Origin of the sequence: Desulfobacter curvatus DSM 3379, assembly GCF_000373985.1 — a bacterium.
In the GTDB taxonomy this organism is placed as follows: domain Bacteria; phylum Desulfobacterota; class Desulfobacteria; order Desulfobacterales; family Desulfobacteraceae; genus Desulfobacter; species Desulfobacter curvatus.
The window spans coordinates 1-17,518 of record NZ_KB893124.1 but is presented as its reverse complement, the minus strand read 5'-3'; the positions used below and the strand labels follow the sequence as shown (position 1 = coordinate 17,518).

Genomic DNA, 17,518 nt, shown 5'->3' with positions numbered 1-17,518 from the left:
GTTTCGATTGGTGGGTGAACTCACACACATCCACGTTACATTATCAAAAGACCTGCAGAGTGTCTATTATAATTTTGCGACAAAATAATTTTAGATGTCGCTCCGCCCCCCTGATATCATTGATAATAAATTTTGATGCGTCAGCGCTGTCATTCAGGTTGTTGAGCCCGGAAAAAAGAGAGACTTTTGAAAACTTTGAAACACCGGTAAGCATTACAAATTTCAAATGGGCTCCTTGGGCCTTGAGAACGGAATAAAAATCTCTAAGGCCGTCCCTGAGGATTCGTGCGGTTTCCAGATCAGTAATATTGTCGAGAATGGGTTTGTCGTATTCATCCACCAGAACCACGACCCGTTGTCCGGTTTGCTGGTGCAGCTTTCGAATCAGCTCGGAAAATGCCAGATATGTTTCTGTATTGTTAAGAGAAAGCCCATGAGGTTCTGAATTGACATGGAGCATATCCATGATGGCTGCGTCCAACTGTTGTTGTGATGTCAGTATCCCTTGTGCAAAATCAATACGGATCACGGGGTATGTTTTACTCCAATCCCAGTTATTTTCCAGGTAAAGCCCTTTAAACAGCTTTCGGCTGCCCAGAAAGGCTTCGGCAATGGTGTCGATAAGCAGGCTTTTACCGAAACGCCGGGGGCGGGAAAGGAAATAGTATTCCCCGTGGTTGATCAGTTTGGCCATCAAAGGGGTTTTGTCCACGTAACAATAATTGTTTTCTATAATATTGGAAAATGTCTGTATCCCAATGGGTAGCTTTTTCATTGTTTCTTTAATAAACGTTTATGATATTTTAGGTTTTTCGGCACCCTTTTTCAGTATGGAACTGCCGTCAACAGGTTGAATTGTGAGGTGATTATACTAACAAGATCACTTAATGACAATGACCGGATATATTAAATTCATTCTGCTATCATTGAAAATCAAACTTAGCTGAGGCATATTAACGGTATCGAATCATTTTTTATACACCGGATATGCTTGGCGGAGATATTTACGCTGCTTTTTTAATGCCGACATTCATCCGCTGACATCAATCATCATCTCGACTGAAATGCTCGGGCTCTTTTTACCGCGTTGATTTGAAAAGAAATAATTTAATGCCTGTGATATTTGCCAGCGGAATATCAGGGCGCAGGGACAAAATTTTTATTTTAGCTAATTCTATGATGACTAAGTTACAAGATCTTCATGACTTTCTTTCACGGGTACCGTTGTTTTCATCCGTGCCGGCAGATCAGATCCGGGAAATTGCCGGATCGTTTACAAAGGAAGTTTACCATAAAGGAGATGTCATCTGTCGCCAGGGCGAACCAGGGGACTCCATGTATGTAATCCTATCGGGGATCGTATCGGTATTCAAGGAAGCGGTAGGACAAAAGTCTTTTGTATGCGAGTTGAAACGAGGAAATTTTTTTGGTGAAATGTCACTGCTTTCCGGTGCGCATAGAAACTCAACGGTAGAGGCCTCACTGGATGTAACTGTGTTTTGCCTGGCCCGTGAGAATTTTGACATTTTGCTCAAAACCAATAAAAGTGTCGGATTATATCTGAGCCGCTGTTATGCCAAACGCATGAGCGTTGAGGCAGAGATCGGTGCTCATCAAAGCCTGGCTCCGACCTTTTATGCGGTGTCTGCGACAGGCCCGGAGTTGGGTGTATCCTATTTTTTATATTCCGTTTCCTTTCACATTTCAGACGAATCACATAAACGGGTGGTGGTGATTGAACCTCACCTTGAAGCTGACAGAATCATGGAAAAATATGACCTGACCCGGATAGAATGCCCGGACCGAGGACTTTTCAGACTCCTGCCCCCGGACAGCTATCAATCCGCAGATATTCATTGGTATGAACATGTGTCGGGGTTTCATGTTTTGCAGTTGCGAACCGGATTTTCCGACAGGCTGTCTGAGATCATGCCGGTTCTGATGGCCGGTCTGAAAGAGTCCTATGATGTGGTATTTTTTAATCTGACCCATTGTCTTAATGATATGGAACGTCTGTTTGTCCGTTTGTGTGACCGGACGCTTTTACTTATTCATAATACAAAGGAAAAACTTGGAGAAGTTCGATCCCGGCTATCAACTATTGAGACAATTTGCGGGACCAGTGCCTTTTTAGGAAGAATTCGAGTGGGCGTCAGCCATTTGTACGGAGAAAAAGGGGTCGCCAGAAGGGAGCTGCAGCAGCGCCTGGGGCTTTCCGAGACACCGGGCATCTGGGTTGACCGCTCTGAGTTGGCGATTAACGACCGGATAGATACGTATAAATGTTTTCCCGTTCGGGGACCGAGGGCTGTTGCCCGTGAAATTGCCGGTATAAGGTTGGGGCTTGCACTGGGTGCCGGCGGTGCAAGGGGATGGGCCCATATCGGAGTACTCAAAGTATTGGAGGAGGCCGGTATTCATATTGATATGATTTCAGGAACCAGCATGGGGGCGCTTGTGGGGGGAATTTATGCGGCCACCGCCTCTGTCGAAAAACTAAAGCAATCCACCATTGACCTAATTTTAACCCACTCCGACACTCGCAAAAAGATTTTTGATTATACCTTTCCCAGACAAGGCCTGCTCAGGGGGAAAAAGGCAGCCCAACTTGTACGAAAAGCTGTAAACAATGCCGATTTTATGGATTTGATGATCCCAACGTACCTAGTGGGCGTAGATATTTTGAATGAAGAGGAAGTGATTTTCGAAACCGGCGATGTCACGGATGCCGTCCGTTCCAGTATTGCCATTCCTGCTGTGTTTTCTCCTTTTAAACATCAGGGCCGTTGGATGGTGGACGGTGGACTTCTGAACCCGGTGCCTGTAGATGTCTTGCTTCGAAAAGGCGCAGACATGGTCATTGCCGTGTGTATTGAATCAAAGCCCTCGGAGGCTGCCCCCCCAAAAAAAAATCCCAGCATTAAGCAAATTATCTCCCAGACCATCAGCATCGTCCACGGCAGGGCAACCAGTGATTTTGTAAAAAATGCAGACCTTGTACTTTATCCGGATGTGGGCGCCTATGCCTGGGATGATTTCCACCAGGGCATTGCCCTGATGCGCCACGGTATGGAGGAATGCTTTGAACGGCTGCCTGATATTCAAAAAATGATCGCTGATAAACAGAACTCGGATCAAGCGTATTAAAAAAATGCCAGGATATTATTTTTCTGTCACATTAAATGCATATCAACTCGCCTTAATGATTTTTCAGGTTGATAAACTGTGGCAGAATTTATAATCTATAGAAAGAGTGAAAATGGATCACAATTAAGAGACAAAAAGGATAAATGGATAATTTGAAACATATCCGATGGCGGCAGCGATTTCAAAATTTAACCAAAGCCTTTGAACAATTGCAGCGGGGCTTGGCAATTAAAACGCCGAGTGATATCGAACAACAAGGAATCATTCAGAGCTTTGAATTCACATTTGAGCTTTCCTGGAAAACCATGAAGGATTACCTTGAAGCACAAGGTGTTGCTTGCCAATTTCCGAGGGATGTAATCAAGCAGGCCTTTCAGTATCAACTAGTTCCAACCGGAGAAATATGGCTGGATATGCTGGGAAAAAGAAATCTGCTATCTCATACATACGATGAAAAAATTGCATTCGAGGCATATAGGTCAATCAAATATGAATATGCGCCACAAATCAAAAAGCTTGTGCAATGGTTCAGGGAGCAAGAGCCCAAAAAATGAGAATAAAATTAATCTTCCCCAGAAGACCATCAACCAACTCATAAAATTTTTTTCAGCGTATCCGGAAATTGAAAAGGTTATCGTATTTGGTTCCAGAGCCATGGGAAACGAAAAACCCGGATCTGATGTCGATCTTGCTATCAGCGGATTAAAGGTGACGTCTGAGCTTGTAAGTAAGCTCCATAGTTATTTAGAAGAAGAAACTCTGTTTCCTTATTTTTTTGACTGCCTTCATTTTGAAACTCTGACAAACCCGGATCTGCGCAACCATATTCTGGAGCACGGCAAGATTCTTTATCATAGGGGATAGAACATCAATATTTAAATAATGCCACAACGAAGTAACCGAAAGACTTTTTACGACGCCATAAAAATTACGTTTTTTAATGTTTCACCTAAAAGTTGCAGGCCAATTTCGATAACTGTTTAAATACAAACGGTTACGGATTTTCGTGCTCACCAACTTTTTGTTAAAAGATCAACAAATACAATGTGTTGCTACGAGCTTGTATTTTTTAGGGTACATATTTACCGTCGACACTAGTGCCATTTGAAAGGAGTCGTTTAAAAATGAAAAGAAATGGTTTGATTCTACTGATGTGTTTCGTGTCGTTATTTCTAATGAGCCTACATTTAATGGCAATTTCTCACGCCGGTGAGCCATTAACGGCAGAATGGGTTGCACAACAGGTTTTTGACAGGGACCGGGGCCATTCGTCACGTTCAACTGTTCAAATGGTCCTGATCGACAAAAATAATAGCAAGCGGGGTAGAACGTTCACTAATATCCGTATCGTGAAAAACGGCTTTGAGAAGCAGTTGATTCGATTTGTATCCCCGGAGGATATAGAGGGAACAGGTTTTTTAACTATCGAGACGGATGGATACAATACAGAACAATTTATTTTTCTTTCAGCTCTGGGACGTTCCAGACGAATTGTTTCATCCCAGAAACACCACCGTTTTGTACAATCAGATTTCACATATGAAGATATGGAACGACATCCTGTTGGAAATTACAAATATAATTTAGCCGGCCAAAAAACGATCAACAACATGCCCTGCTATCTTCTCGAAACCAGACCCAAAATCGGAACAGAATCTCAGTATGCGTTTATACGATCAGTTGTCACGAAAGAAGGATTTGTCCCCATCATTGTTGAGTATTTCGACCAAGAAGGAACACAAATAAAAACTTATCAAGTTATCAAATTAGAAAAAATACAGGATATCTGGACTGAAAAAATTGCTGTTATGAAAAATCTAATAGAAAATCATCAAACATTTATCAAAATTGACAAGATAGAATATAATATATCGATATCTGAAAATCAGTTTTCAAAAAAAGCGCTCGAAAATTACTGATCCTGCAATCTTTCCGCGGCGTTATTTAATACTGAACAAGGTTGATATGTTTTACAATAATTATCGAAGTGAATTAAAATATATCCTTTGGGGTCTATATCTTCAGCTTATCTGTTTCTGTTTTTTTTTCTTTGGCCAAGCCTATTCAGCACCCTTAAATCTTGTATTGTCCGCAACCCACGAATCTATATCTGATGTGGAGCTTATTCCATATGAAGAGGATAATTTTCAGGTTAAAAGCCACACAATCTCAACCGTGCTGGATTCTGATTTTGACGAAACGATTTTTGATGATATGGATCAACCCGGACAAGACGCACAAAATTTTTTATTTTCCGGTTCTATTCAAAACAGGTTGTCTAAAGACACGAAAAAAGATGCACAAAATGAAAATGACACCAGCTTAAACAACCGGATTATCATGGAGGCCGGTTATAAAAATATTTTCTTTCTTTCTGGTATTTCTGATTTTCTTTTTTTTGGCAGTGAGAATGAAAGCAACAGCTACGATATTGACCTTCATGAAACATATTTAAAGTATTTGGGAAAGAATTTTTATTTTTCAATTGGAAAGCAGATAAAACGCTGGGGAAAAGCGGATCAAATAAGTTTTGTGGATACGTTGAATCCGGAAAATTTGACGGAATTTATCATTCCTCCCTACGAAGATCGAAAAATCCCGATATGGATGCTTGAGGTGGGTTATCGGCACAAAGATTTTTTTATTGAAAGCATTTTTATTCCTTTTTTTAGATCCAATAAATTTAAATATTTTGGTACCGACTGGGCCTTTTACTCACACTTAAAAGATGATATCAACGATACGAATTTGCCACAATCACTGAAAGATTATTTTTCAGATATAAGTGTTAAAGAGATCGAGCCTGAAAAAGGTAGTGATCAGTTTGAATATGCGTTCAGAATAGGCAAGTCAATTGGTCAGCTTGATGTGGGGTTGACTTATCACTACACAACCGAGGATTCTCCTTGTATTGAGTCATTTCCAGTTAAAAATCTATCTTTGGATGGCCCTGGATTCAATCAATTGTTATCCAATATGGAGAGCCTTTCTTTAACTAATGAATCGATAATAGCCAAATATTTAAAAAACCATATTGTCGGTTTCGAATTTGAGACGGTAGCCTCAAAAATAGGAATTAGGGGCGAAGCTGCCTGGAAGGAAAATCAGAGTTTGGTAACGAGAGGTTTTACCTCGACGGTAAAATCAACTCTTTCCTGGATTCTTGGTGCTGACTATACCAGTTCGAATAACTGGTATATTAATCTTCAGTTTGCACACCAATATATTGATAATTTTCAAGCAGATATTCTGTTTTATGATAGACATAATTTTTTTGTCATCGGAGAAATCAGCAAAGAAATAATATCAGACTGGCTTGAAGTGTCAGTAGAGTCAACTTATATCCTGAATGATACATCCTATTATTTATCCCCTCGAATTATTTATTCTTATTTAACCAATTTACATATTACGTTGGGCGTTAACATTTTCCAGGGGGATCAGAACTCCTATTTCGGGCAGTACACAAAAAACGATCAAGTCTTCATAACGGCTAAATATTATTTTTAGCTCATCTTTAGTCGACATTGAAGCCTCATAATTTCAATGCAAAGAATAAAAATATCCATCCATAATACAGGCAAGCAGCTTGATATTTTGGGATGTTTTAAGTCAACAGCATTGTGTACTCTTTTATAGCAACTATGAATTTTTCTTCACAATAAGTATGTTTTTTTTTCACACTTCAAGCGATGTAGGCTATTATTCATTGAGGAGATGGTGTTATATTTTGTTTTTTAAAAAATTCATACAAACCATAACTCGCTTTAATTATTATATTTTCTTACAGAACACAACGAATAATCATCTTTTGTTACAAAGCAGGGCGAACGGCACAGTCATTGCATACATTAGTCTCTAAGTTACTTAAGCAAGAAATAAGAAGAGAACATTAACATAACTAAAAGAAAGGAGCGAAAAGAGTTTAGGTTGCATTTATACTTGTCCGATTATTATTTTTTTACCTTGGGATAAAATTATCTAATTTATCAACAGGGATCGAATTTGAAGTAAAACGAAAATTTTTTAAAAAGGAAACAGTAATGAAAAAATTCTTAGTACTATTTACATTGTTATTGAGCACAGCTTTCATGGCCAGTAACGTTTACGCGTTTTCATACTTGCTCAAAACCGGTGATTACATAGCAGATGGCGCTGTTTATGATATTGATGGAAATGTAGATACCACAAATCAGGCCGATCCAATTTGGGGATCTCAAAATTTATCACCTGCTGGTACATACGTCCCAGCTGATGGTACAGCGGATGCCTATGCTGTCGGTTTAATATCGCAATGGGATGATACTAACACTGCAGAACCTTGGGATATATTTTGGGACCAAAATGAAGATTATGAGATCACGTTTGAAGTAACAGGCGCAGATGATGTGCTTTGGTCTATTACTGAAGGGGCGGCTGGTGAATTCACTGCTGAACTTTATTCAGTAGGAGTTACACTCAACATTTACCTTGATACGACACCTGATTATGATTATTTAGGTGGTGGAGCAACTGATGGGATCCTGCTTCTGAGTCTCGCTGGGCACGATTTAACAGGAACAGATATCAACGATGTTGATTTTACATACGACATGAAATCAACATATGAATTTGCAACAAATACATATGACGGTGACGTTCTTTTCGATGTAGTGGGCGGCCTTTGGGCAGCAGCTTACGACACAAATGAAATGACCGGCGGTGCGGATATGGAGTTGTCTTACGAACTCAGCGATAATTTAGACCCTCTGAACCCCATGTTATGGGACCTTTCCGGACACGCGAGTGGGATTGGAGCGGCAGTACCTGAACCTACTACTATGCTGCTGTTTGGTGTCGGCCTTATTGGGATGGCCAGCATAGGCAGAAGAAAGAATTCATGATTAAAAGATTGCGGTAAATAAAAAAGCAGCTACCCAAAACACTCATTAGGGGTAGCTGTTTTTTCATATCAAATGATCAGATTCGTCATTAAAATAACCGGTATTGGATTCTGCTTAGGTGGTATCGTCCATTGGTTGATTATTCTGGGTTTGATGCAGGAAACGACCCCAATTTTAATCACTGTATATTTTCATTCCCTTGCCGTACTAAGTCCCCTCTCCGGTATAGGCATATTCCGATTTAAGGAATGGGGAAGGGAGCTTGGCTTTTTCATCATGATTACCCAAATTCCATCTCATACGTACATGATCCTACTTGATCATTTCCGAAACTGGGGAAGCGGGGTGGGTGTTTTTGAAAGGAGCTTGGATCTATTATTCGCTGGATTCTATATTGTTTTTTTCAGCAGACAACAAGTAAAAATTTATTTCTTGGCTAAATTACCTTCCGATTGAAGGAATCCGATGCATATACGGATCATACATTGTAAAATCCGGTCCCTTTGCGATGCACCCTATATTCAACAGTATCTTCAAAGCTTCATTGGCCATCAACACGGAAGTTAGCCATGCCATGGGGGCAAAAGAAGGGATAATTCCACGGGCAACCCCCTCAATTACTTCATCTGAGTAGAAATCTGCAATCCCTTCTATTTTGCCAAGACCGAACAGAAGCTCGGTTCCCATACGACGTAATTCTTCATCTGAAAAATTGGAAATCTCCTTGCCGAGGGTTTGAAGGCCATACGCTTCCTCCAATTGCGGAGTATCCTGAGTAAAGGTTCTGACGTTTCCAAATGGAAGCGCCCAGCCTTCCACGACCGGAATTTTCATTTTTCTGGCAGCCCTAGATATAATCACGCAGGGCTTCAATTCATCAATGGCCAACAAGATGACATCCGCTTCAGAAATAATTTTATTTATATTTTCTTCTTCTATACGTTCATAACATTCGATTTTAATCTCTGGATTGATTTTTTTCGCAAACTCTTTGGCAACCAAAACCTTTTTTTTTCCAATGGTATCAATATTGGCAAAAATTTGTCGGTTCATATTAGAAGCATCATAGACATCGTTATCAATAATTTTGAATTTACCGATACCTGCCCTGACCAATACCTCAAATGCGGGACTTCCTATCCCCCCCATACCAAAAACACAAGCTGTAGATTTTCGAAGTTTTTCCTGCTGTTCAGGAGTAATAATACCATCATTTCTTCCAATAAATGTTTGATACTGTTTACTCCAGTTAAAATCCCCCATATCCTACCTCCTAATTTTTTTAAATATAAGGATTCTTTCTTTCAAAATTATGCTCTAGCCCATAAGGGAAACGGTCATACGGGTATAACTCTACAGCAACAAGGCATGAAGTGTATTTCGATATCGAATCTATAATATGTTCCTTTAATCCATTACAATTCCCAACTTCCGATTTTAATTGCACCCATAGTAGAGCTTTTCCATTGTCTGTCAACAATCTAAAATTACCTGTAATCTTTCCGGCAACATCAATTTTGTCATATAAGGCCTCTTTTATTTCCGTAACCGAGACTTCTTTACTCTGCTCATCAATCACTGACAATTTTTTCCCTAAAATAATTCCAAAAGGAAGCTTAAAAGTAGGCATTAGTTTCCCGACACCATATTCATTAAGGATTCTTTCCATTTCTGAGTATGACATAAGTTTTACCTGGTCACCGGTATTGTACCGGATCAAGGGAATCTTCGACTCTGGATGGAGCATTGAGACAATAAGCTCTGGATTACCATTCTCATCAGGGAGAGTCTCAAGCCAGGTTTGTTGCGGGAAATACTGCATGATCAAAGGAACCACCCGGCTTTCCTTTCCAGCAAGTCTGCATCTGAGTTGATCGTTACGTATGGCCGCATGACGGATATTTATGGTTTCCACATTCTCACTAAAAATACTGAGTGAAAGCTCTGAAAGTCCCATGTTAACAATGAATATACCTGACTCAGGCTTCCCTTTTTCTATACCCAGCAAGGTTGACATATAAGTTCGATAGGTTTCAGGAATATATTCACCGCCGGTTATGCAGTTAACACAGAGACCTTTCCATGGGACACCGGCTTTTATTCCCTCTTCAACAACCTTTTTCAAAAAAGGACTTTCTCCGACCAAAATAAACTGATCAAACTCATCTTTTAGTTTTAAAATAAGGGCAATAATAACATCTTCCCGAACACTGGTTTCTGCAACAGGGATTGTTCGTGTAAACACTTTTACCCCCATTGGGAGGCAATTAATCAGGAATGTTTTCCTATCAAAAATCCGAAATACATTATCAAGAAGGAACTCAAGCCCAACAGCTATATTTCCCCTATTCTTCCATGTTTCAACCCCAAAAGAAAAAACTTTAGAGGAACCAGAACTTGAATAAATCAGACAGACATCATCCAGTTCTCCTCCATAGCAGATGTCTACCAGAGAGTTACCAGGAAAAACAGTTTCTTTATCAATCATCGGAACATGTTGTGTGAACTGATTGAGTGACTTTATTGTTTCCGGTCGAATTTTTTTCTCATCTAATAATTTTTTATAGAAAGGAACATTTTTCGCAGCACGATAAAAGGCCTTAAGAATTTTTTTTTCACAATCGGCAATAATTTTCTCGGGGGACTGGGTTGCCAATGATCGAACAATCCTATTATACTGCCGCCGAATAATCCAATTTTTGGTCTTAAAAAAAACACTCATACTCATTAGTATCAGGCCAGAATATGCTCACATTATAAATTACCGACTGTTTTATCAAGCATATTAGATACACTAATAGGCGAAACTGTGTTCGGTGCCCCGTAGAGCAATTTCTCTATGTTTTTTGAAAAAATTTTTTTTCGTATCTTTTTTGGAATTTTCAATTTTTTGATACATCTTACAAAATCTACCATTTGGTGGACTTGATCGGAATAGGGCATAGGATAGTCTGTACCAAAAATAATCTTATCTTCCCCAATTCTGCGAATCAAATCCATTGTAAGAAGCTGTGGTATTTCATAAAGATATGCTGCCGTATCGATAAACACATTGGGATTCTTTTCTACCACCATAAAAGATTCATTATGCCAAAGGGTTCCGAGATGGGTCAGCATGATCCTCAAATCCGGAAACTCAAAAGCTATATCATCCACAAGCAGCGGATTTGCCTGGGAAAGTCTGCAGAGACTTCCAAATGGTGTTGTCCCCACATGAAAAATGACTGGGATATTCAATTCCAATGCTTTTTCGTAAATAGGAAATACTTTTTCATCGTTCACAAAAAAATTTTGAAGGGGAGGATGAAATTTCAATCCCTTGAGCCCCAGGTTCTTGACAGCATGCTCAATGACCTCAAGGGCATTTTCAGCAAAAGGATCTACGGACGCAATGCCCATAAGACGATCCGGGTATCGGCTGCACAATGAATGCACATATTCATTCGACGCATAAACAATCGGTGCATCAACAGCATAAATAAGTGACTTGGAAACACCTCCTCGATCCATCTGTGCAAGCAGAGTTTGAATATCAAGGAGAGGAAGAGTTGCTTCAATATCTTTAAGAACGGAAATCCCTGAAGGTATCTCAAAATCGCCCATTTTCTCAACCATTTGAGCTAACTCAATCATATGGACATGGGCATTGATAATTTTCATGACCCCACCTCTATATTTTGCCGATCATTTTGGCAATTATAGTATTCAAAAAATTTTTTATTCCAAAAAACGGTGTACATTTCGGCAAAAATTCCCGCTCAAGCCCATATGCCAAAAAATGCATCACTTTAGGTTTTTCTTTAAAGAGAGTTTGTTCAAAATTCGATATGTTTGCACAAAATGGGGTTACGGGCCCGTAGTAGTCATGTTCCGGCCCAATAACTTGAAACTCAAAGGAAAACTTGCGGAGTGTCGAATTGAGCGTTTGCTCCATGGCTGCGTACCAGTGGGTAATCCCCCTTCTCTTACTCTCCATATACAGAACTTTATACAGGCCAAATACAATGATGGGACGTTTACGTTTTTCTTGAATTTCTTTAGGTATTGGGTTGTCTGGTGATGAGTGGTAGGAAGTCACACCGTATAGACCATCATTTTTTCTTCTCCGGAAGTTTTTCTTAACGGCGAGTCGTGATATTTCTGATAATAGGGTTCTGGGAAAATTAGCTTTTGACCGATCATAATTGGGACAATGCACTTCAAGAGGGAAAGGATGTTCGGAATTAAGTATCAGACGAAGTGTCCCAACGACCTCGTTGTCGCTGTTTAATGCTGCAAAATGGATTGCGTGATCGTCCCAAACATCCTTTTCAATCCCATCCGGGTATTGCCCGTCATCAAGGAATTCCGCCTCGTGGCAGTAAATTTCATATCTAAGCCGATATGTTTCGTTTAGCAGTTCATCTTCATCATCTACACATAGAAATTTAAAACCCTGTATTATCATCTGTCACTCTTTTTTAAGTTTAAGATGGAACACTTAAGGCCTCGAAAAAAACAATGAAGACTACCTATTTTTTATTCGTACTCAAAGCGCGGCTCTGGGAGCATATGAAACATGCTCACTTAATTAGCAACAAGAGAGTACGAATAACGAGCAAGCAAAATGTAAGATATATTTTTTGCTGAGACCATTACACACCTAAATGTTGCAATTGCTACCGTGGAAAACATATAAAACAGTAAGTTATAAAAATTCTGTTCCACACAACCTTCTGTTTATTATGCACAATTTCAATAGATTAATTTTTCGCTTGCAACATTTTGATGGTATTATGCCCATACTTTTTCATAAGATGCAACAAAAAAGGGCGAATCTGAATAAAAATTTCCTGCGTTCCTATCCTGAAACTGAAAGGGAGAAAATTTTTCCGGAAATAGAGATTTCTCGATTTCTGAGATACTCCCGAGGAAAGGGAATACCGTGCCATGATTTTCGAATCCATGACCAATGGGTTCAAACTTCAAAGAAAAACGCGATAATAAGCGTTCGTATAGAGATTTTTCCATAACAGCAAACAAATGCATTATATCAAGTTGAAGGCAAGCAGCGCAAATCATCCGGTATAATCCGATCTGAATTTGAAATGGTAAGTTTAAATCGGTATAATCTTTCTTATTATCAGCAGCTGTTCCTGCGCTGCCCATACAGGGGTTTTGACAAAAAGTTCTAAAGCCTGTTGCAATAGCTAATCGAGAAATTTCAGCCGAGCTTTCTCCAATAAAGTCTCTTGCCCCTGTAATTTCATATGGGCATAAGTGCTGCATAGGGTACCCACTCTCTGAATGGCAGACTAATCTTGCATACCCTTTAATATTTTCAAATTGGTCAAATGCTGCAAAATGAAATGAATGTTGATCGAATAGATCCGTCTCCATTGCACCGTAAAAACTACCCTTCTCAAAAAATTTTTTTTCCTCACAAAATATTTCATATCTAAATTTGAATGCTTGTTCCATTTTATTTTCATCGTTGTTTATGCATGCAAATGATAATTCCATTAAGCCCCCTTTTAGTAAAATATTAGATTTTATTTTTTATAATTAATTTTTATAAGTACAACAGGATAGCCGGCAGTAAAAAAATATCGGCTATTACAGCGCAGATCATAATGCAAGCGCATAACAGCCCAAAAAAAGCAGTTGGAACGAAACTGCTCAGGGTAAGAACCCCAAACCCTATGCTTAAAATTAAGGAAGATGAAAAAATAGCCCTCCCTTTCTGATGAATTACATCGTTTACAACGTTTAAAGTTGGTTTCCGAGTTATTTTTTGTTTTTTAAATTCTAATAGAAAATGGATGGTATCATCAACGCTGATGCCAATCGCCACTGCTGAAATTAGCGCAGTGGCTGTATTTAAGGGGATTCCAACTGCTCCCATGACGCCGAAATTCAAGGCGATCGGAAAAATATTGGGAATAATACTGATCAATCCCATACGAAAAGATCGGAATATGGCAAAGAGGACAACCCAGATAATTCCTACGGCTAACAGGATGCTTTTCATCTGCCCTGAAAAAATATCTTTGATGATGTTCAGATCCTGCAACGTACGCCCGGTAATTCTAATATCAACATCACGATGATCAATGCTGTCTATAAATTGCCCAAGCTTTTCAAATATCATCTGCTGTCGTGGGGAGTGATGTTCCGAGATACGGATTGATATGCGCGCGTGATTATAGGACGAGTTTACAAAATCTTCGATGTCATCAGAATCATAAAGCAAAAGATATTGGGAAATCAGTTTTCTGGAATTTGGAATCCTATACTCCTCTGGATGTTCATTATGAAAGGATTGATTCATATCTTTTATAAAATCGGTAAAGGAAAGCGTATCATCTACCCCTTGTAACGATTGGGCATAATTTTGAATTTTTTCAATGAGATTTAGTTTGTCAGGGTTTTTAAACGCATCAATTTCATCTGATTTCAATGAAATATCGAATGACTCCACGCCTGCTAATTCCGATTCTACGAATTGCAAATCAGATCGTATTAGGCTGTTTTTTGGGAAAAAATCAAAAATATTTGTCTCTGCTTTGATTTGCAGCGACAGAATGCAAGATATAACAAACAATGTCGCACTGATGATGATAATGGTAGTCTTGTGTTTCAATACACAAGATGCTGCCATATCGAGAAATTTAGCAACAAAGCTGCCTGCGTGATAATCAGCATAAAGTTTTTCTGGATTCATAAAAAGAATTAAGGGGGGGAGCAGAAAAAACGAAAACAAAAATTCCAATCCCATTCCAACAGAAGCGATGATTGCAAATTCCCGTATGGGAGGAATGTTACTTACAAGCAGAGATAGAAAACCGATGGCCGTCGTAAGGGATGTCATAAAACAAGGCCAAATAATTTGTTTTAGTACCTTAGATAGGGCAGCATCCTTATTGGGCTCTTCTATCAGAAGCTGAGCGGTCATGTGGGAGAACAAATGCACTGTGTCACATAAAGATAATGCCATGATCAAGGGTAGGACAATACTGGTTACACTGTTTTGGGTAATGCCTGCAATTCCCATGAACCCCATCACACTCCCTAAACAAAAGCTGATATTCACAATCCCCAATGTGACAAGCCGTAAGTTGCGATAAAAATAGTATAGACATAATGCAATTAGGAGGTATGACAAGGGAAGAAGAAGTGAAACATCTTTTTCCATATAGTTGCTCATCACCGTATCTGTAACAGTTTTTCCAGCCAAATAAAAATGTTCGACTTGGTGATTGTATTTTTCCAGAATTTTTTGGGTTTGTTCCATTAACCGGTGGCGGTAATAATCATCATCCGGACGGTTATGCGCGGACACTATAACGGCTAATGTTTTTCCATTAGCCGAAATGAAATTATTACGATATAACGGATTATTAATTGCCTGTTTTTTTATTAAATCTAATGCATCAATATCGTCTGGAATTTTTTCAATAAATTTTCTAACCGTGAAAAAGTCTTCTGAGCCAATTGTATCGTCGATATTAGTCAGGCTTTTGACTTCTCTGATCTCTTTAATTTTTTCTAAATCGTCTGTAATATTTTTGAGGAGTTTTAAAGATGGGGCGAGAGATGCTTCATCTGCAGAAAAAGCAATTATAAAAAATTCATCATTATTAAAGACAGATTTGAATAATTCATAAAATTGTGCGTCCAAATCACCTTTAATAATAAAATGGTCAACATCTTCAATGTTGCGGACTTGTGGAATATACAAAAAAAGAAAGAGTGCTGTTGCAACCGTACAGCACAATAATAATTTTGCGTGATTAATGATAAAAATCATTTAGTTTTTAATTGCACCAATTTTAAATTATTTTTTAATCATAGAAAAAAATGTGTAATTCCCACAAGTCCTACAACTTTTGTTATAGCTGCACCCTGAAAAAAACCAAATCACCCCGAGGCTGTTTATAAGAAAGCCTGTCTAACCAACATAAATCTTACAACTTTCGTTATAGGCTGGGGATTGATGATCAGGTCAACCCATGGCTTTGTTATACAAAAGCAACACTCTTTCCCTTCTTTCATATTTTGCTGTAAACACGCGGCAGACGGCGCAACGCCAAAAGCCACCTAATAGTTAGCATACAGGGATTGCAAGCATCATGCCATAAATGTAACATATTGATATAATGCGAATAGTTAACAATACATTAAGGTATATTCACTCTATTGAGTTACCAAAAGTATACGCGGAGTTACAAAATTTGCATCTAAACGCACTTGCCGCCCCCCCCCCTTTGTGAAAGGTCATCAAAGCGCTTCCTATATATCGTCAAGTGGTTCTCGGAGAAGATCTGCACTTTATCCATCCACTCATCAGGTTTAAGGCGAATATATAACAGGCAAATGCCTCATACACGCTCATCATCCATTCGGACTCCTGAAAATTTTCAGTGTTGCATTGAGATCGATTGTTTATCCTTTCAAACTAATTGTTGGTAGTTGATCAAATCCGTACCGGCCCACGAATCAAGATATAAAAAACCGGTGTCTTGGCAGGCAGTTACCAATCATGTCTAATGAGGGCTCATGTTGATTTTCAAAGTCTTATTTGACCAAAAATTCGGCAAGCGAATGAAGCAAAGCGCCTTTCCTCGCTTGCCAGCGTTATAAAAACTCAAAAGACCGAAATAGGAAAAGAGCTTCTCCAGTGAAATGCCTTGATGTAGACGCAGCAGAGCTTGTAGCAAAGATCAGGAGGCTTCCAGCATATTATTACATAGACTTCATGTAACCTATCGCTGTTCTTGTCTCAGGCCCGTTCTCCAGACCTGTAATTGACGCTCTTATGTTCTTCCGCGCACTCGGTTAAACTCGAGCATAGGTCATGTATTCATAAGTATAAATAAAAGTCTCTGACAAAACGAGCCATTTTATCATGAGCTCAAGATTATCCGGTAAACATTGGTAAGCATCTGAAATACCACCAAGCCACATCATTGAATCATCCAAGAAACAGGAGGTTTCTTTTTTCCAAATACGCCCTCTACATAAACGATTTCGCCGACCTTTTTGTCTTTTTGGGGCACTATTTTGCGATTTCCATACTTTGAGGAGTCGATGATGTCCAGGGAAAATGGTGTCCGTCAGGTCATCGAAGCGTTTGCCACAATCTTTACATTCATAGCGTTGTCGTCAGGTCCTCTTTAACCAAATCTCCTTTCGATTGCTCGTTTGTTTGGAATCACAAAGCGGACATTGCCCCTTCTTCCGGCCAACGCAACTCCCGAACAGTGTCGTAACATTGTACAACATCAACCAAAAATTTTATGTTTACCTGTATCCGTTCGTTGGACTCCTATTGGTGTGGTGAATTAAATCAAAATATTTACCAACTTGACAGTCTGAAGTTTTGTAGCAATCAGGCAACCAGTGGAAGCTGACATTTATGGTGCCTGCGGGCCTTTGCCGTAATTATGCCATAAATCGCGTCAGTACTGAAAGCGCTAAAATTATGGTAATATTCTTGTTGGATCACC

At 39.2% G+C, this 17,518-nt stretch carries 14 protein-coding genes; 7 read left to right on the top strand and 7 right to left on the bottom strand.

Annotation, left to right across the window (positions count from 1 at the left end; genetic code table 11):
• Positions 1–43: 43 nt before the first annotated feature.
• A complete protein-coding gene (locus tag B147_RS29590; RefSeq protein ID WP_020590163.1) occupies positions 44–775 on the bottom strand; it encodes an ATP-binding protein in 732 nt (243 codons plus the stop codon).
• 401 nt (positions 776–1,176) lie between these two features.
• Here B147_RS29590 and B147_RS0126180 point away from each other — a divergent pair, with 401 nt between their 5' ends.
• The 7 genes from B147_RS0126180 to B147_RS33660 all read left to right on the top strand — a co-directional run bounded on the left by B147_RS0126180 (position 1,177) and on the right by B147_RS33660 (position 8,486).
• A complete protein-coding gene (locus B147_RS0126180) occupies positions 1,177–3,147 on the top strand; it encodes a patatin-like phospholipase family protein (protein ID WP_033398034.1) in 1,971 nt (656 codons plus the stop codon).
• 143 nt (positions 3,148–3,290) lie between these two features.
• Positions 3,291–3,701: a nucleotidyltransferase substrate binding protein gene (locus B147_RS0126175; RefSeq protein WP_020590161.1), complete on the top strand. Its 411-nt coding sequence runs from the start codon at positions 3,291–3,293 to the stop codon at positions 3,699–3,701.
• The gene (locus tag B147_RS0126170) at positions 3,598–4,011 is read left to right on the top strand and encodes a nucleotidyltransferase family protein (RefSeq protein WP_342662136.1); all 414 of its coding nucleotides are present in this window, start codon (positions 3,598–3,600) and stop codon (positions 4,009–4,011) included. Before B147_RS0126175 ends, B147_RS0126170 begins: the two co-directional genes overlap by 104 nt.
• Positions 4,012–4,271: 260 nt before the next feature.
• The gene (locus B147_RS0126165; protein ID WP_033398030.1) at positions 4,272–5,066 is read left to right on the top strand and encodes an outer membrane lipoprotein-sorting protein; all 795 of its coding nucleotides are present in this window, start codon (positions 4,272–4,274) and stop codon (positions 5,064–5,066) included.
• Positions 5,067–5,112: 46 nt separating this feature from the next.
• A complete protein-coding gene (locus B147_RS0126160) occupies positions 5,113–6,657 on the top strand; it encodes a hypothetical protein (protein ID WP_020590158.1) in 1,545 nt (514 codons plus the stop codon).
• A gap of 533 nt (positions 6,658–7,190) precedes the next feature.
• Positions 7,191–8,030 (top strand): PEP-CTERM sorting domain-containing protein, encoded by an 840-nt coding sequence (locus B147_RS0126155; RefSeq protein ID WP_020590157.1) that lies wholly within the window; start codon positions 7,191–7,193, stop codon positions 8,028–8,030.
• A gap of 72 nt (positions 8,031–8,102) precedes the next feature.
• Positions 8,103–8,486, top strand: a complete 384-nt coding sequence (locus B147_RS33660) for a DUF6163 family protein (protein ID WP_020590156.1) — start codon at positions 8,103–8,105, stop codon at positions 8,484–8,486.
• Here the strand turns inward: B147_RS33660 and B147_RS0126145 are convergent.
• From B147_RS0126145 to B147_RS0126120, 6 genes are all read right to left on the bottom strand, one after another.
• Positions 8,472–9,293, bottom strand: a complete 822-nt coding sequence (locus B147_RS0126145; RefSeq protein ID WP_020590155.1) for a HesA/MoeB/ThiF family protein — start codon at positions 9,291–9,293, stop codon at positions 8,472–8,474. The two genes, B147_RS33660 and B147_RS0126145, sit on opposite strands and share 15 nt — an antisense overlap.
• A gap of 19 nt (positions 9,294–9,312) precedes the next feature.
• Positions 9,313–10,686 (bottom strand): phenylacetate--CoA ligase family protein, encoded by a 1,374-nt coding sequence (locus tag B147_RS0126140; RefSeq protein WP_157238041.1) that lies wholly within the window; start codon positions 10,684–10,686, stop codon positions 9,313–9,315.
• Between the two features lie 98 nt (positions 10,687–10,784).
• The gene (locus tag B147_RS0126135; protein WP_020590153.1) at positions 10,785–11,690 is read right to left on the bottom strand and encodes an amidohydrolase family protein; all 906 of its coding nucleotides are present in this window, start codon (positions 11,688–11,690) and stop codon (positions 10,785–10,787) included.
• Positions 11,691–11,700: 10 nt separating this feature from the next.
• Positions 11,701–12,477 (bottom strand): PEP-CTERM/exosortase system-associated acyltransferase, encoded by a 777-nt coding sequence (locus B147_RS29585; RefSeq protein WP_020590152.1) that lies wholly within the window; start codon positions 12,475–12,477, stop codon positions 11,701–11,703.
• 326 nt (positions 12,478–12,803) lie between these two features.
• On the bottom strand, positions 12,804–13,532 hold the full coding sequence (locus tag B147_RS0126125) for a PEP-CTERM/exosortase system-associated acyltransferase (RefSeq protein ID WP_020590151.1): 729 nt from the start codon (positions 13,530–13,532) through the stop codon (positions 12,804–12,806).
• 49 nt (positions 13,533–13,581) lie between these two features.
• Positions 13,582–15,819 (bottom strand): efflux RND transporter permease subunit, encoded by a 2,238-nt coding sequence (locus B147_RS0126120; protein ID WP_020590150.1) that lies wholly within the window; start codon positions 15,817–15,819, stop codon positions 13,582–13,584.
• Positions 15,820–17,518 lie beyond the last annotated feature (1,699 nt).